16 protein-coding genes are annotated in these 21,616 nt (G+C 59.5%); 12 read left to right on the top strand and 4 right to left on the bottom strand.

The window, feature by feature from the left end; translation table 11 throughout:
* The first annotated feature begins 81 nt into the window (after positions 1-81).
* Genes RRU01S_RS19720 through RRU01S_RS19705 form a run of 4 tightly spaced genes read left to right on the top strand, consistent with a single transcriptional unit; the run spans position 82 to position 2,447 of the window.
* Positions 82-813 (top strand): ComF family protein, encoded by a 732-nt coding sequence (locus RRU01S_RS19720; protein ID WP_045231935.1) that lies wholly within the window; start codon positions 82-84, stop codon positions 811-813.
* Positions 814-859: 46 nt separating this feature from the next.
* Entirely contained in the window at positions 860-1,114 is a 255-nt protein-coding gene (gene grxC / locus RRU01S_RS19715) for a glutaredoxin 3 (protein ID WP_045231934.1), read from the top strand.
* A 47-nt stretch (positions 1,115-1,161) separates the two neighbouring features.
* The gene (locus RRU01S_RS19710) at positions 1,162-2,022 is read left to right on the top strand and encodes a carbon-nitrogen hydrolase family protein (RefSeq protein ID WP_045231933.1); all 861 of its coding nucleotides are present in this window, start codon (positions 1,162-1,164) and stop codon (positions 2,020-2,022) included.
* Positions 2,019-2,447 (top strand): DUF1178 family protein, encoded by a 429-nt coding sequence (locus tag RRU01S_RS19705; protein WP_045231932.1) that lies wholly within the window; start codon positions 2,019-2,021, stop codon positions 2,445-2,447. Before RRU01S_RS19710 ends, RRU01S_RS19705 begins: the two co-directional genes overlap by 4 nt.
* Positions 2,448-2,451: 4 nt before the next feature.
* On the opposite strand, the gene ubiG is transcribed toward RRU01S_RS19705, so the two are convergent.
* Positions 2,452-3,198 carry a bifunctional 2-polyprenyl-6-hydroxyphenol methylase/3-demethylubiquinol 3-O-methyltransferase UbiG gene (ubiG, locus tag RRU01S_RS19700; protein ID WP_045231931.1) on the bottom strand — a complete coding sequence of 249 codons (747 nt, stop codon included), beginning with the start codon at positions 3,196-3,198 and terminating at the stop codon, positions 2,452-2,454.
* 207 nt (positions 3,199-3,405) lie between these two features.
* Between ubiG and RRU01S_RS19695 the strand changes: the two genes are divergently transcribed.
* Positions 3,406-4,245: an SH3 domain-containing protein gene (locus RRU01S_RS19695; RefSeq protein ID WP_045231930.1), complete on the top strand. Its 840-nt coding sequence runs from the start codon at positions 3,406-3,408 to the stop codon at positions 4,243-4,245.
* 87 nt (positions 4,246-4,332) lie between these two features.
* Here RRU01S_RS19695 and RRU01S_RS19690 read toward each other — a convergent pair whose 3' ends face one another.
* Positions 4,333-6,180: a DEAD/DEAH box helicase gene (locus RRU01S_RS19690; protein ID WP_045231929.1), complete on the bottom strand. Its 1,848-nt coding sequence runs from the start codon at positions 6,178-6,180 to the stop codon at positions 4,333-4,335.
* A 355-nt stretch (positions 6,181-6,535) separates the two neighbouring features.
* Here RRU01S_RS19690 and RRU01S_RS19685 point away from each other — a divergent pair, with 355 nt between their 5' ends.
* From RRU01S_RS19685 to RRU01S_RS19655, 7 genes are all read left to right on the top strand, one after another.
* Positions 6,536-7,813: an aspartate kinase gene (locus tag RRU01S_RS19685; protein WP_045231928.1), complete on the top strand. Its 1,278-nt coding sequence runs from the start codon at positions 6,536-6,538 to the stop codon at positions 7,811-7,813.
* A gap of 168 nt (positions 7,814-7,981) precedes the next feature.
* Entirely contained in the window at positions 7,982-10,249 is a 2,268-nt protein-coding gene (gene ptsP, locus RRU01S_RS19680; RefSeq protein ID WP_045231927.1) for a phosphoenolpyruvate--protein phosphotransferase, read from the top strand.
* Positions 10,250-10,278: 29 nt separating this feature from the next.
* Positions 10,279-11,358 (top strand): peptide chain release factor 1, encoded by a 1,080-nt coding sequence (prfA, locus tag RRU01S_RS19675; protein ID WP_045231926.1) that lies wholly within the window; start codon positions 10,279-10,281, stop codon positions 11,356-11,358.
* Positions 11,355-12,209, top strand: coding sequence for a peptide chain release factor N(5)-glutamine methyltransferase (gene prmC / locus RRU01S_RS19670; protein ID WP_045231925.1), 855 nt, complete (start codon positions 11,355-11,357; stop codon positions 12,207-12,209). The genes prfA and prmC overlap by 4 nt, the downstream gene beginning before the upstream one ends.
* Before the next feature lie 387 nt (positions 12,210-12,596).
* Positions 12,597-13,508, top strand: a complete 912-nt coding sequence (locus tag RRU01S_RS19665) for a DUF4167 domain-containing protein (protein ID WP_045231924.1) — start codon at positions 12,597-12,599, stop codon at positions 13,506-13,508.
* Positions 13,509-15,732: 2,224 nt separating this feature from the next.
* Entirely contained in the window at positions 15,733-18,351 is a 2,619-nt protein-coding gene (gene clpB, locus RRU01S_RS19660; RefSeq protein ID WP_045231923.1) for an ATP-dependent chaperone ClpB, read from the top strand.
* Between the two features lie 71 nt (positions 18,352-18,422).
* A complete protein-coding gene (locus RRU01S_RS19655; RefSeq protein WP_045232032.1) occupies positions 18,423-19,340 on the top strand; it encodes a S66 peptidase family protein in 918 nt (305 codons plus the stop codon).
* A 17-nt stretch (positions 19,341-19,357) separates the two neighbouring features.
* Here the strand turns inward: RRU01S_RS19655 and RRU01S_RS19650 are convergent, their stop codons facing one another.
* Both RRU01S_RS19650 and RRU01S_RS26370 read right to left on the bottom strand, forming a co-directional pair.
* Positions 19,358-21,295 (bottom strand): M23 family metallopeptidase, encoded by a 1,938-nt coding sequence (locus tag RRU01S_RS19650; protein WP_045232031.1) that lies wholly within the window; start codon positions 21,293-21,295, stop codon positions 19,358-19,360.
* 62 nt (positions 21,296-21,357) lie between these two features.
* On the bottom strand, positions 21,358-21,616 hold a 259-nt coding region (locus RRU01S_RS26370), incomplete at its 5' end, for a hypothetical protein (RefSeq protein WP_045231922.1).

Below are 21,616 nucleotides of genomic sequence, written 5' to 3'. Positions count from 1 at the left end.
TCGCAAAGGCACCCGTTCGCGCCTATTGTCAACCTCATGATCCCAAGGGAAAAGCCATTTTCGAGCGATGCTGGCGTAGCGATGCTGCGCGCTATATGGCCTGCGGTGGCCGATGTCGTCTATCCGCCGTCCTGCGTCGGATGCGGGCGCAAGACGACATCGGGCGGCGCGCTGTGCGTCGAATGCTGGGCGGGTGTGCAGTTCATCGAGCGGCCCTATTGCGAAGTTCTGGGCATTCCCTTTGCACGAGATCATGGACCGGGCATTCTCAGTGCCGAAGCCATCGCCGAACCGCCACCCTTTGCCCGCCTGCGCGCCGCCGCCGTCCATGATGGCCCCGCCAGACGGCTCGTTCATCAACTGAAATATCTCGACAGGACTGACCTTGCCCACCTCATGGCATCATGGATGCTGCGGGCAAGTGATGGCACGGTCGCGGCATGCGATTGCATCGTGCCCGTTCCCTTGCATCGGCGCCGTTTTCTGGCGCGCCGCTTCAACCAGTCCGCCGAACTTGCCCGCCACCTGTCTGTCCTATCGAACAAGCCGTTTCTCGCCTCCACGCTGGTGCGCATCAAACCCACCAGCCGGCAGGTCGGGCTGTCGGCACGGGCGCGCAAACAGAACGTGCGCGGTGCCTTTGCCATTGCGCCGGGCCGAGAGGCCGACATCATCGGCAAGCGCGTGGTTCTGGTGGACGATGTCTACACCACCGGCGCCACGGTTGCCGCCGCCGCCCGCCGCCTCAAAAAGGCAGGTGCCTCGGATGTGACCGTTTTGACCTTTGCAATGGCGATTTCCGGTCCTATATGACACCTCACGAATTTGATTTCCTCGATATGGCAAGGGTTTGAGAACAATGGCATCCGTCACGATCTACACACGCGATTTCTGCGGCTTTTGCGCCCGCGCCAAGTCCCTTCTGGACAGCAAGGGCGTGGATTTCACCGAATACAATGCGACCACAAATCCAGACTATCGTCAGGAGATGATCGACAAATCCGGCCGCAATACCTTTCCGCAAATCTTCATCGGCGAAAACCATGTCGGCGGCTGCGATGACCTCCACGCGCTCGACCGCGATGGCAAGCTGGACCCGCTTCTGGCCGCTTGAGACCGCGACGACGTTTGAAGACAAAGACGAGATAGGGACAAGACGAAATGAGCTTCAAGGCAGCCGCAATCCAGATGTGCTCGGGCGTAGACCCCAAGACCAATGCCGAAAATATGGAACGCCTTATTCGTGATGCGGCACAGCAGGGCGCGGTCTATGTGCAGACACCGGAGATGACCGGTGCGATCCAGAAGGATCGCGATGCCCTGCGTGCCTGGCTCAAAGACGAGAAGGGCGACATCGTCGTCCTGACGGCGGGCAAGCTTGCGCGTGAACTCGGCATCTACGTCCATGTCGGCTCCACGGCCATTGCCCGCACCGATGGCAAGATCGCCAATCGCGGCTTCCTGTTTGCCCCTGATGGCGAGCGCATCTGCACCTATGACAAGATCCATATGTTCGATGTCGATCTCGACAATGGCGAAAGCTGGCGCGAAAGCTCCGCCTACGAGCCCGGCACGCAAGCGCGCGTCGCAGACCTGCCGCTCGCTAAATTCGGCTTTGCCATCTGCTACGATGTCCGTTTTCCTGCGCTGTTCCGCGCAGAAGCCATGGCCGGTGCCGAGGTTCTCACCGTCCCCGCCGCCTTCACCAAGCAGACCGGCGAGGCCCATTGGGAAATCCTGTTGCGGGCGCGCGCCATCGAAAACGGTGCCTTCGTCATTGCCGCCGCCCAAGGCGGCACGCATGAGGACGGCCGCGAAACCTACGGTCATTCCATGATCATCGATCCCTGGGGCAATGTGCTGGCAAGTGCAGGCGGGGAGGGCGAGCAGATCGTGCTTGCCGATATCGATCCAGCCGCCGTCACAGGCGCGCGCGGCAAAATCCCCAACCTCAAGAATGCCCGCGAGTTCCATATGGACACGGTCAAAAACACCGTCGTTCTCGGGGTGCCCTCGCAGTGATCCGCTACGCGCTCAATTGCGAAAAAGCCCATGAATTCGAGGGCTGGTTTTCCGGCAGCGCCGATTTCGATGCGCAGCTCGAGCGCGGATTGATCACCTGCCCGGTCTGCGGTTCACCCAACGTCGGCAAGATGCTGATGGCACCATCCGTTTCCACCGCACGCGAACGCGAAGCCACGCGCACGCTCGCCATGGATGCGGCGCAGAAACAGGCCTTCGCGAAAATCAAGGAAACGCTCGCTAGCATTCGCGCCAATGCGGACGATGTCGGCGATAAATTTTTCGAGGAAGCGCGCAAGATCCACTATGGCGAGACGGAAGAGCGCGGCATCATCGGCCAGGCATCTCCTCAGGAAGCCAAGGCGCTGATCGAGGAGGGCATCGCCGTCGCGCCACTCCCCGTTCTGCCCGATGATGTGAATTGACGCGTCAGGCCGGACGTTTCGCCAGCACCATGTAGTTCACGTCCATATCCGGCGACAGGTTCCATCGGTCCTGTAACACGTTGTAGAATACGCCGGTGCGGTGGATAATGTGCATGCCGTTGGCAACGATTGGCGTTTCCAGTTCGTCCGGGCGCACCAGCTTTTCATATTGGTGCGTACCGCGCGGCAGCCAGCGCAGCACGTTTTCGGCGGCAAAGATTGCCAGCGCACGCGCTTTGAGCGTGCGATTGATGGTGGCGGCAAACATCAGGCCGCCGGGGCGCACCATCTTGGCGCAGGTGCCGACGAACAGATCGACATCGGCCACATGCTCCACCACTTCCATGTTGAGGATGATGTCGAAGGTCTCGCCCGCTTCGAAAAGCTGCTCTGCCGTCACGGCGCGGTAATCGACACTGACATTGTTTTCCCGCGCATGCGTGGAGGCGATGCCGATGTTCTTTTCGGAAGGATCGGCGCCCACCACATCCGCACCCATGCGCGCCATGGGTTCGGACAAAAGCCCGCCGCCACAGCCGATGTCGAGCACGCGCAGGCCTTCAAGCGGGCGATGCGCCTTCACGTCGCGGCCGAAATTTTCGCAGGCGCGGTTGCGAATATAGTCCAGCCGCACCGGGTTGAACTTGTGCAAAGGCCGGAACTTACCCGTCGGGCTCCACCATTCCGCAGCCATGGCGGAAAACCGGTCCACTTCGCTCTGGTCGACGGTCGTCTTTGCGGCTTCGCTCATGGGTCTTGCTCCTTCATATCCTGCCCCTGAAGTCGGATGCTTGACCCGCGAAGTCAAGGGGCCCGCTCGCCCGTGGCGCCGGTGGCTACGTGAAGGAACCGATATCGTGGGAATCTCGTTTCATGCTGCGTTCATCATCGTGCGCGTATTTTCAAAGAGTTAAATGCCGATATCGGTGACCAAGCCTTTGCTTGAGGGAGAATAAACGTGAAGAAGAAACTGTTTGGTGCCTTAGCGCTGCTTGCGCTTGTCGCCGCCCCGGCGCTCGCCGAAGCGGCGACACAAGGTTTTTCCACCGCAAACGTCAATATGCGCTCCGGTCCCAGCACCGCCTATCCCGCCGTCGTGGTCATTCCCAACGGCGCGCCGCTGACCATCCATGGCTGCCTGTCGGATACGCCGTGGTGCGACGTATCGTTCAGCTATGGTCGTGGCTGGGTTGCCGGCCGTTATGTTCAGGCCGTCTACCGTCAGAACCGCGTCTATGTAGAGCCGCGCTATTACCGTGACCTCGGCGTTCCCATCATCACGTTCGAGGCTGGACGCTATTGGGACCAGAACTACCGCGACCGCGATTTCTACCGCGAGCGTGATCGCTGGCGCCGTCCATCCGGCGGTTACTGGAACGCACCGCCACCACGCGGTGATTTCAACCGCCCACGTCCGCGTGACGATTGGCGCGACGATCGTGGCCGTGATGACCGCCGTGACCGGGGTCCGAACGATGGTCGTTGGGAACAGCGCCACGGCGACTGGAACCAGAACGACCGTCAGCGCCCACCCATGCGCGATCGTGATGGCGACCGCCAGCGTTGGGATAATGACAATCGCGGCGGCGATCGGGATCGCAATGCCGAGCGCGACCGCAATCGTGATGGCAACGGAGATCGCAACCGCGAGGTCAACCAGCAGCCACAGCGCGGCCAGAATGATCAGAACAGTGGGCGCGCCGCTGCACGTGAGTGGCAGAAGCTGCGTGAGGACGATAATGCAGGTCGCCAGCCGGACGTCGATGTGCGACGCATTCTGCCGTCAGATGGCCAATAAGCGATGAACGTCGGGCGATCTGAGCCTGGCGATACAGCTTGACCAAAAAACGAAAAAACCCGGCGGATCATCTCCGCCGGGTTTTTGTTAGGTGCGATCTTTTTTCTTAGGCGCGCGCTTTTCGAAGGGCTTGTCTTTTTTGCCATCGAACTGCGCCGGTCTGTCACCGGCAGGGGCGGGCTTCTTTTTCCAGGGCTTGTCTTCCGTGCGGCGTTCGCCACCGGCTGCAGGCTTGGCGGCGAATTTCCGCTGTGCCTTTGCAGGGCGCGTGTCTTCGCGGTTGCCGCCGGTCATGTCCGGCTTGCCTTCCATGGCTTTGACGCGGATGCCCTTTTCCAGCATCATGTCCTTGCCAAGCGCGGAGGTGAAACGGTCCACAGCATCGGCGGCCAGCTCCACATAGGTTTCCGTCTGCTGCATGCGGATCGCGCCGATATCCTGACGCGTCAGCTTGCCGAAGCGGCACAGCATGGGGATCAGCCAGCGTGGCTCGGCATTCTGCTTGCGACCAACGGAGAGCGTGAACCAACCGCTATCGGAAAAGTCTGAACGATCCCGGCGTGGCTCGTTGTTTTCAACGGTTTCGAAACCGTCGCGACGCGGCTTGCGGGCGCCATCAATCGAAACCTCGGCAATGTCCTCCGGTGCGGACCGACCCGCATGGTAGAGACGCACGAAAGCAGCTGCGACCTTTTCGGCACCGTGCTGTTCGAGAAGCTTGGCAACAAAATCGCGCTCGTCATCATTGACGTTTTCCGTCAGCGAAGCATCGGCCAGCAGGCGTTCGCCATCCCGCTGGGTGATTTCTTCGGCAGACGGTGGGCGAACCCAGGCGGGGCTGACCTTGGCACCTTCCAACAGGCGCTCGGCCTTGCGACGCTGGCTCATTGGCACGATAATCGCGCTGATGCCCTTCTGTCCGGCGCGGCCCGTACGGCCCGAGCGATGAAGAAGCGTGTCCGAGTTGGTCGGCAGGTCAGCGTGAATGACGAGCTCGAGACCTGGCAGATCGATACCGCGTGCTGCAACGTCGGTTGCCACGCAAACGCGGGCACGACCGTCACGCATGGCCTGAAGCGCATGTGTACGTTCGTTCTGGCTCAATTCACCAGACAGGGCCACAACGGAGAAACCGCGATTGTTCAGGCGCGCTGTCAGATGGTTGACGGCTGCACGGGTGGAGCAGAACACGATGGCATTGCGGGCTTCATAGAAACGCAACGCATTGATAATCGCGTTTTCGCGGTCGGATGGCGAAACCACCATGGCGCGATATTCGATATCGACGTGCTGCTTCTGCTCGGATGTCGTCGCAACGCGCACGGCGTTCTTCTGGTAGCTCTCTGCAAGCTTGGCGATGCTGCGCGAAACCGTTGCCGAAAACATCAGTGTGCGGCGGTCGGATGGTGATTCCTCGAGAATGAATTCCAGATCTTCGCGGAAACCGAGGTCGAGCATTTCGTCGGCCTCATCCAGCACCACGGCGCGAATGGACGAGAGGTCCAGCGCCTTGCGCTTGATGTGATCGCAAAGGCGACCCGGCGTACCGACGATGATATGGGCACCGCGCTCCAGCGCACGGCGCTCGGCACGGATGTCCATGCCGCCAACGCAGGACGCAATGGAAACGCCCGTAAATTCATAAAGCCATTCCAGCTCGCGCATCACCTGCATGGCCAGTTCGCGGGTCGGGGCGATTGCTATGCCAAGCGGCGCACCGGCCTGAGCGAAGCGGCCATTCTTCTGCAACAACGTCGGCGCAATAGCCATCCCGAAGGCGACGGTCTTGCCAGAGCCGGTCTGGGCGGAAACCAGCGCGTCCTGTCCGTCCAGCTCAGGGGCAAGCATTGCCTTCTGAACAGGGGTCAAATCTTTGTAGCCGCGTTTTTCCAACGCCTGTGCAATCGCCGGGGCGATACCCTGGGTTTCTGTCATCTACCGTCTTTCGGATATTGGGCTGCCTGCATCCGCTAAAAACCATTAGATCATAAGGGTCATAAAGCAGCCGATACGGGCCATTTCGGCCATTCAGCCAGTTGAATTGACGCGCTCATACTGTGAATAGCGGCGTTTGTACAGACCAAAGCGGTACGCTCGTGGCATCGAAACGCCCTTCGTGAGGTCCAGCCTGCCGTAAAAGGCGTACCGCGCAGTCCATAAACGGCATTGCGTGGCCCATGCCTTTTCGCTATGAGACCCGCAACTTGAGGCCTTTTTTAACGAGGGGCCGACTGGGTTGTGCTCTTGTCCGTCGTATCAGGCGGCAAAATGGGATGGTACTGGTCAAACTATGGCTCGCATTGTCATGAAATTCGGCGGTACATCCGTCGCAAATCTAGAACGAATTCATAATGTCGCCCGGCATGTGAAACGTGAGGTGGATGCTGGCCATGAAGTGGCCGTTGTCGTGTCCGCCATGTCCGGCAAGACCAACGAGCTGGTGGACTGGGTCCAGAACACGCCCAAGGTGGCCGGTTCGAAGGAAACATCCTTTTACGATGCGCGCGAATATGATGCGATCGTCGCGTCTGGCGAACAGGTCACATCGGGCCTTCTGGCCATCGCCTTGCAGTCCATGGGTGTGAACGCCCGTTCCTGGCAGGGCTGGCAGATCCCCATTCGCACCGATAACGCCCATGGCGCTGCCCGCATTCTGGAAATCGATGGTTCCGATATCGTTCGCCGCATGGGCGAGGGACAGGTCGCCGTCGTTGCCGGTTTCCAGGGTTTGGGCCCGGATAACCGCATCGCGACCCTCGGTCGTGGCGGCTCCGATACGTCTGCCGTTGCCATCGCCGCTGCCGTGAAAGCTGATCGCTGCGATATCTATACCGATGTCGATGGCGTCTACACCACGGACCCGCGCATCGTGCCAAAGGCACGTCGCCTGAAGAAGGTCGCCTTCGAGGAAATGCTCGAAATGGCATCTCTCGGTGCAAAAGTTTTGCAGGTTCGCTCGGTCGAGCTTGCTATGGTGCACAAGGTTCGAACCTTCGTGCGCTCCAGTTTCGAGGATCCCGATGCGCCGGGCATGGGTGACCTTATCAATCCGCCCGGTACTTTGATTTGTGACGAGGAAGAAATCGTGGAACAGGAAGTCGTAACCGGCATCGCCTATGCCAAGGATGAAGCACAGATTTCGCTGCGCCGCCTGTCGGACCGGCCGGGTGTGTCTGCCGCCATCTTCGGGCCGCTCGCAGAATCCCATATCAATGTCGACATGATTGTGCAGAACATCTCGGAAGATGGTTCGCGCACCGACATGACGTTCACGGTGCCGTCGGGCGATATGCCGAAAGCCATCAAGGTTCTGGAAGACAACAAGGCGCAGATCGGCTTTGATGTCGTGCAGAACGAGACCGGCCTTGCCAAGGTGTCGGTCATCGGCATCGGCATGCGCAGCCACGCCGGTGTTGCCGCAAGTGCGTTCAAGGCACTTGCTGAAAAAAATATCAACATCAAGGCTATCACGACTTCGGAAATCAAGATTTCCATTCTTATTGACGGCGCCTATGCGGAACTTGCAGTTCGTACTTTGCATTCTGCTTACGGTCTGGATAAGAGTTGATTCTGTAACGTCGATACACGTCATCCGATTCTTTTGGTGACGTTGGGTGGTTGACGGTGCATCGACTGCGCATCCCTGCCGTCAGGCTTGCTGTGCAGGCTTTGTTTTGGTGGATCCTTTCATGCGGGTCATCTCGCCCCGCATGTGAAGGTGTCAGGGAGCACCGCGATGAGAGACCTTTCCGCAGGTCCACGCGTTCTTCTCAAGCGGCTTCGCGAAATGATGGCGGAGCATCTTGAGCCGCAGGAGCGCCTCGACCAGATTGTCCGGCAGATTGCCAGTAACATGGTGGCGGAGGTGTGCTCCGTCTACGTGCTGCGGTCCGACAGCGTGCTCGAGCTTTATGCCACCGAAGGCTTGAATAAGGACGCAGTCCACCTTGCCCAGTTGAAAATGGGGCAAGGTCTGGTCGGCACCATCGCCGCATCGGCCCAGCCGCTCAATCTTTCCGACGCGCAGGCCCACCCCGCTTTCCGCTATCTGCCTGAAACTGGCGAAGAAATTTATCATTCCTTCCTTGGTGTACCGATTTTGAGATCCGGTCGCACTCTTGGCGTTCTTGTCGTCCAGAACAAGACCAGCCGAACATACCGGGAGGATGAAGTTGAGGCACTCGAAACAACCGCGATGCTCATTGCAGAAATCGTAGCGAGCGGTGAATTGAAAACCATTACCCGTCCCGGCGTGGAACTGGACCTGACAAGGGCTGTGTCCATCGATGGCGATGCCTATGGCGAAGGCCTCGGCCTCGGCCATGTCGTGCTGCACGATCCGCGCATCGTCGTCACCAATCTGTTGAACGAAGACGCCGACACTGAAATCCGGCGTCTGGCCGAGGCTATCGGCTCTCTGCGCCTGTCCATCGACGACATGCTAAATCGCCGTGATGTCGCCACCGAAGGTGAGCACCGCGAAGTCTTGGAAACCTACCGGATGTTCGCCCATGATCAGGGCTGGGTGCGGCGCATGGAAGAGGCGATCCGTAACGGCCTGACAGCGGAAGCCGCAGTCGAAAAGGTCCAGAGCGACACCAAGGCGCGCATGATGCGCCTGACCGATCCTTATCTGCGCGAGCGGATGCACGATTTCGACGATCTGGCCAACCGCCTGCTGCGCCAGCTGATCGGCTATGGCGGACGCCCGCCGGAGGAAGATTTTCCAGCCGATGCCATTGTTCTCGCCCGCGCCATGGGTGCTGCCGAACTTTTGGATTACCCGCGTGAAAAGCTGCGCGGTCTGGTGCTGGAAGACGGTGCCGTCACCAGCCACGTCGTCATCGTTGCCCGCGCGATGGGCATCCCCATCATCGGTCAGGCTGCCGGTATCGTCGCGCTGGCCGAAAACAACGACCCGATCATCATCGATGGTGATGACGGGCAGGTGCACCTGCGCCCCGTCATCGATTTGCAGCGCGCCTATGAGGAAAAAGTCCGCCTGCGCGCCAAGCGCCAGGAACAGTTCCGGGCGCTGCGCGATGTCGAGCCCGTCACCAAGGATGGCGTGCGCGTCGATCTGAAGATGAATGCCGGTCTTCTCGTCGATCTGCCGCAGCTGGAAGAATCCGGTGCCGATGGTATCGGCCTCTTCCGCACCGAACTGCAATTCATGATCGCCTCGACCATGCCCAAGGGCGAGGAACAGGAAGCCTTTTATCGCAGCGTTCTGCGCAACGCCAAGGGCAAGCCGGTCACCTTCCGCACGCTCGATATCGGCGGCGACAAGGTCGTCTCCTATATGCGCGGTCAGGAAGAGGAAAACCCGGCTCTCGGCTGGCGCGCCATCCGCCTGTCGCTGGACCGTCCCGGCCTCATGCGCACCCAGATGCGGGCGCTCCTGCGTGCCGCATCCGGTGCCGAGCTGCGCATCATGCTGCCGATGATTACGGAAGTGGCCGAAATCCGTGCCGCCCGCGAACTCTTCCAGAAGGAAGTCCAGCACCTTTCGAAATTCGGCCACTCCCTGCCGCGCAAGCTGCAATTCGGTGCCATGCTCGAAGTGCCCTCGCTGATGTGGCAACTGGATGAGCTGATGGCCGAGGTCGATTTCGTCTCTGTCGGCTCCAACGACCTCTTCCAGTTCACCATGGCGGTGGATCGCGGCAATGCGCGCGTGTCGGATCGTTTCGACACACTGAGCAAACCCTTCCTGCGCATCCTGCGCGATATCGTTCGCGCCGGTATTCGCAACAACACGAAGGTGACGTTGTGCGGAGAAATGGCCAGCAAGCCCTTGTCGGCCATGGCCCTGATCGGGCTCGGCTTCCGCTCGGTGTCCATGTCGCCAACCGCCATCGGTCCGGTCAAGGCCATGTTGCTGGGTCTTGACGTTGCGACCCTGTCTGAGGCGCTGGAAGCGGCACTGGACGACCAAAAGTCGGTGGAAAGTCCGCGTCAGCTGCTTTTGCGCTTTGCCGCGGCCCATTCTATCCCTATCTGAAAGCCAACAGTAATTGGAGTGTCTGACAGGTGGCCAAGCTCCCCGTCGAAAAAATGCGTGAGCTTGAGCGTCGTTTCGGTGAAATCGAAGCGCGCATGGCGTCCGGCCCTGCCGCCGATGTCTATGTCAAGCTCGCCTCGGAATATTCGGAACTGCAGCCGGTCGTCAAAACCATCCGCGAATATGAAAAGGCGCTGGCCGAGACCTCCGATCTGGAAGCCATCCTCGCCGACAAATCTGTCGACAAGGACATGCGCGATCTGGCCGAGGCCGAGCTGCCGGAGCTGAATGAGCGCATTGAGCAGCTCGAAAAAGACATGCAGATCCTGCTTCTGCCCAAGGATGCCGCCGACGAAAAAAGCGCCATCGTTGAAATCCGCGCTGGCACCGGCGGCTCGGAAGCGGCACTCTTCGCCGGCGATCTGTTTCGCATGTATGAGCGCTTTTCCAGCACCAAGGGCTGGAAGGTCGAGACCCTCTCGGCCAGCGAAGGCGAGGCGGGCGGCTACAAGGAAATCATCGCCACGATTACCGGTCGCGGCGTGTTCTCGAAGCTGAAATTCGAATCCGGCGTCCACCGCGTGCAGCGCGTGCCCGATACCGAGGCCAGCGGCCGCATCCATACATCGGCAGCAACCGTCGCTGTTTTGCCGGAAGCCGAGGAGATCGATATCGAAATCCGCGCCGAAGACATCCGCATCGATACGATGCGCGCGTCGGGTGCCGGCGGCCAGCACGTCAACACCACGGACTCGGCGGTGCGCATCACCCACCTGCCCACCGGCCTCATCGTCACCTCGTCGGAAAAATCGCAGCACCAGAACCGTGCGAAAGCCATGCAGGTTCTACGCTCGCGCCTTTATGATATCGAACGCCAGAAGGTCGACAATGAACGCTCGGCTGACCGCAAGAGCCAGGTTGGGTCCGGCGATCGCTCCGAGCGAATCCGCACCTATAACTTCCCGCAGGGACGCGTCACCGATCACCGCATCAACCTCACGCTTTACAAGCTCGACCGCATGATCGAAGGCGATATCGATGAGATGGTCGATGCACTGATCGCCGATTATCAGGCAGGCCAGCTGGCCCAGCTCGGCGAACAGCAGTGACCACGCTCGCCCATCACCTGACGACTGCGCGTCAGCGTCTTTCAACCGCTGGCGTCGCAGACCCCGTCACCGATGCACGGCTGCTGATCGGGGCTGCCACCGGCTTCTCGCTGACGGATTTCGTTCTGAAGGGCGACAGCCTTTTAAGCGATGATCAGCTCTCGACGATCGAGGCCATGATCGCCCGGCGCGAAAATGGCGAACCGGTTCACCGCATTCTCGGCCACCGAGAGTTTTACAGCCTCGATCTCCTCCTGTCTCCCGAAACGCTGGAGCCGAGGCCGGATACCGAAATCCTTGTCGATGCCGTGCTGCCTTACCTCGATGATATCGTCAACCTGCATGGCTCGGCCAGCATTCTGGATATGGGCATCGGCACCGGCGCCATCTGCCTTGCCTTGCTCAACGAATGTCCCGCCGCGACCGGAGTGGGAACGGATATTTCTAAGGGCGCACTGGTCACGGCCGCTGAAAACGCAAAGCGTAACGGGCTTGCAGACCGTTTCAAAACGCAGCTCAGCAACTGGTTCGACGCCATCGAAAACAGCTTCGACATCATCGTGTCAAATCCGCCTTATATTCGAAGAGACGTGATCGCAACGCTGGAGCGAGATGTCCGGCAGTTCGATCCGATGGCCGCTTTGGATGGCGGCGAGGATGGCCTTGATCCTTACCGTGCCATTGCCAGGGGTGCACCGCGTTTCCTGAACGCTGGCGGCATTATCGGTGTGGAAATCGGTTACGACCAGAAGATCGACGTCACAGCAATATTCGCAGATGAAGGCTATGATCTGCTCAATGCATTCAAAGACTATGGCGGCAATGACCGCGCTTTGATCTTTGGAACCTGAAGCTTTCAGGTTAATATTGGTTTTGTGCAAGGATATTTTGCACAGCAAAAGAAAAGGCTTGGATTTCTGCAGGAAGCGGGCTAGTTTGCCGCCACATGTTGGGTGGCTGAGGGCGAATTTAGATTCGCCAGGGTATGGATCAGTCCCGAAGCGGGTTTTATGGAAACCCTGAAGGCTGGGCATTCCCGGCATGTGATTCAGGAAACTTTGTTCGCAGGCGGCTCGATGCAGCATTTGCGCATCCGGGCATTATACGCGAGGTCTTGTCCTTTGGTGCAAGTCGCGTAATGGGAGCAATCACGGAAAACCGGACTTTGATATGCGTCCTTCCGTCATTGTATCGAAACAACGAAATTATCAGCAAAACAGAATTCAGGTGAGCAATTGATGAGGCCAGGACAGCAGCAAAACAAGCGCGGCCGGGGGCGTGGTAGCAACAACAATGGCGGCGGCGGTGGCGGCAGCAACAATGGTGGCGGTAACAACAACTTCAACCGCAAGGGCGGCAATCCGCTCACCAGAAGCTACGATAGCTCCGGCCCGGACGTTAAGATCCGTGGCACGGCTCAGCACATAGCCGAGAAATATTCGACGCTTGCCCGCGATGCTCAAAGCTCCGGCGACCGCGTCATGGCTGAAAACTATTTGCAGCACGCCGAACATTATAACCGCATCATCGCCTCTGCCCAGGCCCAGATGCAGGAACGCTTCCAGCGCGATGAGCGCGGCGAGTTCCAGCAGGACCGTGACGGCGACGATATCGACGGCGATGATAACGACGACGTCGTCGTATCCATGCCCGCCTCCTATGATCAGCCGGATCAGCAGCGCGCGCAGCGCAACGATCAGTCCCAGCGCAATGACCAGCCGGAACGGCAGGATCGCCAGGACAGACAGGACCGCCCGGAACGCTCTGAGCGTCAAGATCGCCCCGAGCGTCAGGACCGCAACGAACGCCGCGACCGTCGCGAGCGTCCTGCCCGCCAGGAACGCCAGCCGCGCGAAGAGCAGGATGAAACCACTGTTTCTCCTGTTGCTGCCGCTCCGGTTGCCGCAGCCCCCGTCTACGACGCAAGCTCGGCTCCGCAGCCCGTCATCGAAGGCACACCGAAGGAAGTTGCCGTCGAAGAGGAACAGCAGGTCAGCACGGCTGCAACCGAGCGCGCCCCGCGCCGCGCCCGCAGCACCAGCCCCCGCCCCCGTCGCCCCCGCCGCACGGCCGGCAGCGAAGATGGCGAAGCAGCCCCCGAAGGCGCGGAAGGCGGCGAAGCCCCAACCCTGGAAAACGCCACCGAATAGTCCGGGCGTTTTGTCATGTCATTTATTGAGAAACCCCGGTTCGCCGGGGTTTTTTCGTTTGGATGGAGTCTTCAAGGGCGCCACGAGTTACCTCCTTCGGTAAACTCGGTATGGCATGTGAGTGCGGCGGCTTTGGCCCTAGCTGCTAGAGACGGCGGCAGGACGGACACAACGATAGCAACCCTTATCTATCATCCTGAGCCTGTCGAAGGAGAGAGGTGCCCCGCAGGTCGCATTGGTAGCATCCCTCATCCTGAGGTGCCCCGTAGGGGCCTCGAAGGACGAGGGTTGCGGGCTTGGGGCAGAGTGCGCGGCGGATGCTTCGAAAGCACAACGTGCCACCTCTTCTTCGACAAGCTTAGGATGATGCATGAGAGCGGAGTATGCCGCTCACCCCCTCTGCCTTGCCAGGCATCTCCCCCTCAAGGGGGGAGATCGGCAAGAGGCGCCATCATCGCTCCAATCGCAGCCGTTAGACGGTTGGTCGGCAATACACGACGTACCCAGTGCAGCAGCGCAACGCTCAAGATGACCGGCAAGCGAGCCCCCAGCCGATCTCCCCACCTGAGGGGGAGATGCCCGGCAGGGCAGAGGGGGGTAAGCGGCACCCTCAGGTCTCACAACAGGCCGCCAAAACCGCCCGCAACAAAAATACTTCCCAACCAAATCAATCTCTTACCCGAAAATCCGCAAAAAACACCAAAAGTCCCCCCGCAACTTTCTCCACGGCGCGCGAATCACCCGCACAATTGCTCCGTTCCGCCCTCGGATACACCGCAAGGGGTTGCGGCGAGGCGGGACCGGCGCTGGTGGGAGAGAGGTTACGCATCCTCTTTGCCATCGGGGTCGAGCAGCAATTCCCCCGGCGGCACGGGAGGATGACACCGGTTTCGGACCGGCCGGTGTCATCTCCCGATGCCCGACCTGGCCGCATCACGGGTGCCAAGACTGACCGTCTTGCTGACCCGCGATGCATCCGCCAGGAACTTAGTCGCCGGGTGTACCGACAGCTCATCGTCCCCTGGTCGAACGCGACCATAAGGGATTGAAGCGAAAGTCATGCGGTACACAGGAACACGCTGCATCTGCCCCGCACTGTCGGCAAACAGTGCGGACGGATCGCAAGGGGCGCACCTGGCCGGGTCTGGCGGATGAAGAGCTTGCGAAAAACGGATCGATCCTTCCGCCCCTCGATTATCGGCGCGGAGGCAAATCGAAGGCAGATGCAGCCGAACTGGCAGGGCGATGATCTGGCAACAGGCCATCGCCACCCGGATGGGAAGGGTCGAACCTTGAACACGTCCGACCGGTTCTCCGGCAAGGTTCCCCCTTCGCCGTCCGGGCTCTGCCAGCCGTGGCAAGTGGATTGCTGTTTGGCCAAAAGAGCCGAACGGGGCGCTGAAAGGTGCCATTCTTAGACTACCCAACGAGGCAGCTTGCAGCGCCCCGTCCGACATACCCGTGGCCGCGAATGGTTATGGGACCAGAGAATAAAGCAAACCACGGGCAGGTGCTGCCGCGTGAACGGCGAAGCTTGCGTAAGCGGTGGCCGGGGTTTTTGATAGAATTGGATTTTGGTGGGTGTGGCTGGATGCTGGGTACAGGGTACAAGGTACTGGGCTGCGGGCCACTACGCAGCAACCCTCATCCTGAGGTGCCCCGCAGGGGCCTCGAAGGACGAGGGTTGCGGGCTTGGGGCGGGAGTCCGCGGCGGATGCTTCGAGGGTCGCTTCGCTCCCACCTCAGCATGAGGTTGGAGGGTGTGGCGGCCGCCAATATACAAAAGTCAGAGTACGCCGCTCACCCCCCTCTGGCCTGCCGGCCATCTCCCCCACGAGGAGGGAGATCGGCTGGGCGCATGCTCCCCACTCTGTCCGAAGCGGCAGAGATGATCGAGCGCCATCCACGAGTCGATCTCCCCACCTGTGGGGGAGATGGCCGGCAGGCCAGAGGGGGGGCGGGCTTGCTCCAGCGCCGGCGATAGCTGTCGCCACCGTCGCCAACCCAAAAAATCACCCAGCCCCCGTTCACCACCTCTTTAAACCCACCATTTCCCCCACCATATCAAACCCATAAGAATGGATCAGGCGCCAGGCCATCCGTTCGAGGCGATGCAGGCACACCAAGGCCTGTTATCGTAGCGGGGCTCGCCGCTTCAGGGAGCTTCAACCCTAACATTCCAAACTGTGCCGAAGACGGGCAGGGCGGTAAAAGGAGTTATGAGATGAACATTGAAAAATATTCCGAGCGTGTTCGCGGTTTTCTGCAATCGGCGCAGACCTATGCGCTCAACGAAAACCACCAGCAATTTGCAGCCGAACACGTGTTGAAAGTGCTGCTGGATGATGACCAGGGCATGGCTGCGGCGTTGATCGAGCGCGCTGGCGGTAATGCCAAGGAAGCGCGCCTTGCCAATGACGCGGCTCTCGCCAAATTGCCGAAGGTCTCCGGTGGCAATGGTGGCCTGTCGCTGACCGGCCCGCTTGCCAAGGTGTTTTCCACCGCTGAAGACATTGCCAAGAAAGCTGGAGACAGTTTCGTCACCGTCGAGCGGTTGCTGCAGGCTCTGTCGGTGGAAACGTCGGCATCGACCTCCGCGTCGCTGAAGAAGGCTGGCGTCACCGCCCAAGCCCTCAATCAGGTCATCAACGATATCCGCAAGGGCCGCACGGCCGATGGTGCCAATGCCGAACAGGGCTTTGACGCCTTGAAAAAATATGCGCGTGACCTGACGGCGGAAGCGCGCGATGGTCGGCTTGACCCGGTTATTGGCCGCGACGATGAGATACGTCGCACCATGCAGGTTCTGTCGCGCCGCACCAAGAACAACCCCGTGCTGATCGGTGAACCCGGCGTCGGTAAAACCGCGATTGCGGAAGGTCTCGCCTTGCGCATCATCAATGGCGACGTGCCGGAAAGCCTCAAGGACAAGAAGCTGATGGCGCTCGATATGGGCGCGCTGATTGCCGGTGCGAAATATCGCGGTGAGTTCGAAGAGCGTCTGAAGGCTGTTCTCAACGAAGTGCAGGCTGAAGCCGGTGGCATTATTCTCTTCATCGATGAAATGCACACGCTGGTTGGTGCGGGCAAGGCGGATGGCGCGATGGATGCGTCCAACCTGCTGAAACCCGCTTTGGCGCGCGGCGAGTTGCATTGCGTGGGTGCGACCACGCTGGATGAATATCGCAAGCACGTCGAAAAAGACCCGGCGCTGGCCCGTCGTTTCCAGCCGGTCATCGTCAGCGAGCCGACGGTCGAAGACACGATCTCGATCCTGCGCGGATTGAAGGAAAAATACGAGCAGCACCACAAGGTCCGCATCTCGGATTCGGCACTTGTGGCAGCGGCAACGCTGTCCAACCGCTATATCACCGATCGTTTCCTGCCGGACAAGGCCATCGACCTTATGGATGAAGCCGCGTCACGCCTTCGCATGCAGGTGGATTCGAAGCCCGAGGAACTGGACGAACTGGATCGCCGGATCATCCAGCTCAAGATCGAGCGCGAAGCCTTGAAGCAGGAGACCGATGTGTCATCTGCTGATCGGTTGAAGAAGCTCGAGGATGAGCTGGCCGACACCGAAGAAAAGGCGGATGCGCTGACGGCCCGCTGGCAGGCGGAAAAGCAGAAGCTCGGCCTTGCCGCAGACCTGAAGAAGCAACTGGACGAAGCCCGCAACGAGTTGGCGACAGCCCAGCGCAACGGCCAATTCCAGCGTGCTGGTGAGTTGACCTATGGCATTATCCCCGGCCTTGAAAAAGAGCTGGCAGATGCCGAAGCTCGCGATAGCGGCGGTGCTGCGTCCATGGTTCAGGAAGTGGTGACGGCCGACAACATCGCCCATGTCGTGTCCCGCTGGACGGGTATTCCGGTCGACCGAATGCTGGAAGGTCAACGCGAAAAGCTGCTGCGCATGGAAGACGATCTTGCCAAGTCCGTCGTCGGGCAGGGCGAGGCGGTCCAGGCTGTGTCGAAGGCGGTTCGTCGGTCGCGCGCCGGTTTGCAGGATCCCAATCGCCCGATTGGCTCCTTCATCTTCCTCGGCCCAACCGGCGTCGGCAAGACCGAATTGACCAAGGCGCTGGCACGCTTCCTCTTCGATGACGAGACCGCGATGGTTCGCCTCGATATGTCGGAATATATGGAGAAGCACTCCGTGGCCCGGCTGATCGGTGCGCCTCCTGGCTATGTCGGATACGAAGAAGGCGGCGCGTTGACGGAGGCCATTCGACGTCGGCCATATCAAGTCGTGCTGTTCGACGAGATCGAAAAGGCGCATCCGGACGTTTTCAACGTTCTGTTGCAGGTGCTGGATGATGGCCGTCTGACCGACGGGCAGGGCCGCACCGTCGATTTCAAGAACACCATCATCATCATGACCTCGAACCTCGGTTCGGAGTTCCTGACGCAGATGGGCGACAATGACGATGTGGGCTCGGTGCGCGAGTTGGTGATGGAACGCGTTCGCAGCCACTTCCGGCCGGAGTTCCTCAACCGCATCGACGACATCATCCTGTTCCATCGCCTGCATCGCAATGAAATGGGTGCCATCGTCGAAATCCAGCTGCACCGCCTGGTGGCGCTGCTCAGCGATCGCAAGATCCTGCTGGAACTGGACGAGGATGCGCGCAACTGGCTGGCCGACAAGGGTTACGACCCCGCTTACGGCGCTCGTCCGCTCAAGCGCGTTATCCAGAAAAACGTGCAGGACCGTCTAGCCGAGCTGATCCTCAGTGGCGAAATCCCTGATGGCTCACGCGTCAAGGTCACCTCCGGCACCGACAGGCTGCTGTTCAAGGTCAAGCCGCAGCATCTGGATGTCGAAACCGCCGACGCGGCATGATGACAATGAAAAGGGCTCCAGCGATGGAGCCCTTTTTCGTCACAGGTCGCCAACAAGCGGAGCCGTCTGTCGTGAGTGAAACATCGATACTTGCCTGCGGAAAACTAAGAGATGGTGATCTGATCCGGTATGTTTCTCCCGCCAGCACACCGGAAAAGCAGACGACGTTAAAACGTGCGCAGGCCCTGGAGGCTCTGGGGTTTCAGGTCGATTTCGGGCCGCATGCCTTTTCGAAATATGCCTCGATGGCTGGCACAGACGATGAACGGATCGCCGATCTCAACAATGCTTTTCGCGATCCACAGGTGAGGGCCGTCTTCGCTACACGCGGCGGCAAAGGATCGTACAGGATTGCCGATCTGCTGGATTTCGATGCGGTTCGTCGTGATCCTAAACCATTGCTTGGTTTCAGCGATATCACCGCGTTGCACCTGATGTTGTCGAAGCAGTGTGGATCGGTGGGATTTCACGGCGCGGTGTTTGGTGATGAGACGAGCGGCATCGACCAAGACAATCTCGATTTGCTCTATCGGATGTTGACCAGCAACGGAGAAGTGGTCTTCAAAACACGACCTGAAGAGCCGACGGCCTTTCTGACGACGGAGGGTGAGGCGCAAGGCAGGTTGATTGGTGGCAATCTCGATATCATCGGAACCATGGCCGGCTGGGGGTTGCCAGATCTGTCTGGCTACATACTCCTCATCGAAGCGGTCGATTGTACGCCTGGACGAATAGACCGTGTGCTGACAACGCTTCAGAAAGGCGGGCATCTCAGGGGCATCGTTGGTGTTGCCATAGGTCAGTTCACGACAGCGGATGGCACACAGTCCAAACGCCTCGTCTCTCTTTTGCGGGATCATTTCGAAAAACTGGATGTTCCCGTGCTCGGCGGTCTACCGTTCGGTCACGGCGACAAACCGTTGAGCATACCGCTTGGCACCCTCGCACGACTAGACGCAGCTGCGGGTACGCTGACTGTCGCCCACTGAGCGGGTTCAGGAAAGCCTTAACGGCTCGCCACTTGGTCTGGCTTGGTTTCGATGTTCAGCAGCGTATCGATACGGCGCCGTTCATCGGAAAAGCGCGCCAGCGCTTCGCCCGAAAGCGATTTGCCGCCCGGCAGGCGTACCTTCATGGCATCCACCTTGGTGCCATTGACGATAAGCTCGTAATGCAGATGCGCGCCGGTCGAAAGACCCGTCGATCCAACATAGCCGATCACCTGCCCCTGCGTCACACGCGCCCCTTCGGTAACGCCCTTGGCAATGGCGTTCTGGTGATTGTACGAGGAAACATACCCATTGGCATGGCGGATCAGCGTCTGGTTTCCGTAACCGGATGCCCAGCCCGATTTTTCGACAATGCCGTTGCCGGTCGCAATGATCGGCGTTCCGCGTGGGGCCGCCCAGTCCGTACCGGTGTGCATGCGGCTGAAGCGCAGAACCGGGTGACGACGCATGCCGAAGCCGGAGGTCATGCGACCGTTCGGCACGGGATTGCGGATCAGGAACTGGCGAATGCTTTTCCCCTGACCATCGAAATAATCGACGCTGCCATCATCCGGGTTCTGAAAACGATAAAAGCGCGTCTCGTTGTCGCCGAACTTGGCGTTGACATAAAGCAGTTCGGACTGGTCCGTCGCTTTTCCGTCTGGTCCCTGAACCGAGAAGAAGGCTTCAAGTGAATCCGTCGGTTTCAGCTGGGCCTGGAAATCGACGCTGCTGGCCAGAAGCTTGACGAGCTGCGCAACCATGGTCTGGTTCATGCCATAGGTGAGGGCGGCGCGGTAGACACCATCATAGACCCGCGGCAGATCGCGGTTGGCCGTCAATGGTGCATTGCTGCTGTCGAAGGCTGTCGCAACGGCATCCAGATGCGGCGGCTCGCTGGCCCGCACAAATTGCTTGGTATCGTCGGTCGCCACGGTCACCATATGGCGGCCTTTGCGGTAGAGACTGGCGCGGACGATATCGCTCTTCTCGTCGCTTTGAAGAATGCCGATCCGCAGCACGTCCCCCGCCTGCACATCGGCTGATCCGTTTTCAACACTCAGAACAGCCGCGGTCTGCTTGGCCTGCTCTTTGGAGTAACCGGCACCAAACAGCGCTTCCTCCATCGTTTCGGCCTGGCGAACCGGTATCACGTCGTCGGCATATTCCTGAAATTTGACCGTCGAAGCCTGAGGCGTCGACACGGACATGTTCTGTTCGACCACGCGCGCCGCGAGACCAGCGGTCATGTCCACATCTTCTGTGGCCTCAAAGCGGCGCGGATCGATATAATAGAGCGCAGACAACTGTTCGTTGCCATCGGTCAACATCGAACCATTTGACCGAACTGCCTCTTCGACTTCGTCGAAGCTCATCGAACCGGCAAAAGCAAAGGGGCTGTTCTTCGTCGGAAAGGCCACTGTCTTCAAGCTAACTTCGGATTCCACCTCGGAACCATAGATCGTGCCGGTCTTGCTGGCAGCAGGCGAGGCGTCGTCATTCGTTGCAAAGATATTCAGCGGATCGAAAGGAGGGTAATCCTCCTGATTGTTGTAATTGGCAGCCAGCGCGATTTTCACGTGGGAGAAGGGGACCTTGCGCACCACTTCCTTGTCACCGTCATGAATGACGGTCGAGACTTCCATCACGGAACGGTCCGAGGGACGTGCGGCTATATTTTGACCCAGCAACCGTGTGCCACGCCGAACGGTCTCGGACGCGTCCTGCTCCATATCAGCCCGCGCAAAGGCTTCGGCTGGAATGGCAAGCTGTTGGCGTCCATCAAGTGCTGCAAAAAGAGCAACACCCATAAGAATGGAAGAGGTGATGCCTGTCAGAAACGTTCCGCTCAACCAGCGCAGGGAGATTTCACGCCGGTCAGGAGCTCGCCGACCTTCCGCCAGAATAGGCGGCTCGGTTCCAAGCGAGCGGACCATGTCTCGATCCGTCATCATGCCTGTCGCGACCAGTCGTTCATTGGATCTCCAGAAACCTTCAAGCCGAAGATGTGCAACTTTCAAAGTCCGGAGTCAAACGAGAGCGATGCGCTCAGTTGAGTGTTCCCCGCCTTTATAGTGTCAGCTTCGTGCCATTTCGGGATATGATGCGCTAATGTCCAAAACGTGGCGGTCGTTAAGGGATTGTTGAGAAAGCGTGATTTGCGCTGCCTATGGGTAAGGTCGCCAGGGGTTTTGAGGCGGAATATCACGCTCATTTTGAAATTATGTTGTAAAATCAGGTGTCTATTAAAAAAGGTATTTTTCTTGTTAGGCCCC

It is taken from the genome of Agrobacterium rubi TR3 = NBRC 13261 (assembly GCF_000739935.1).
In the GTDB taxonomy this organism is placed as follows: Bacteria; Pseudomonadota; Alphaproteobacteria; order Rhizobiales; family Rhizobiaceae; genus Agrobacterium; species Agrobacterium rubi.
Note: the sequence above shows the minus strand (reverse complement) of the source record. Positions and strands in the feature narration are given on the sequence as shown.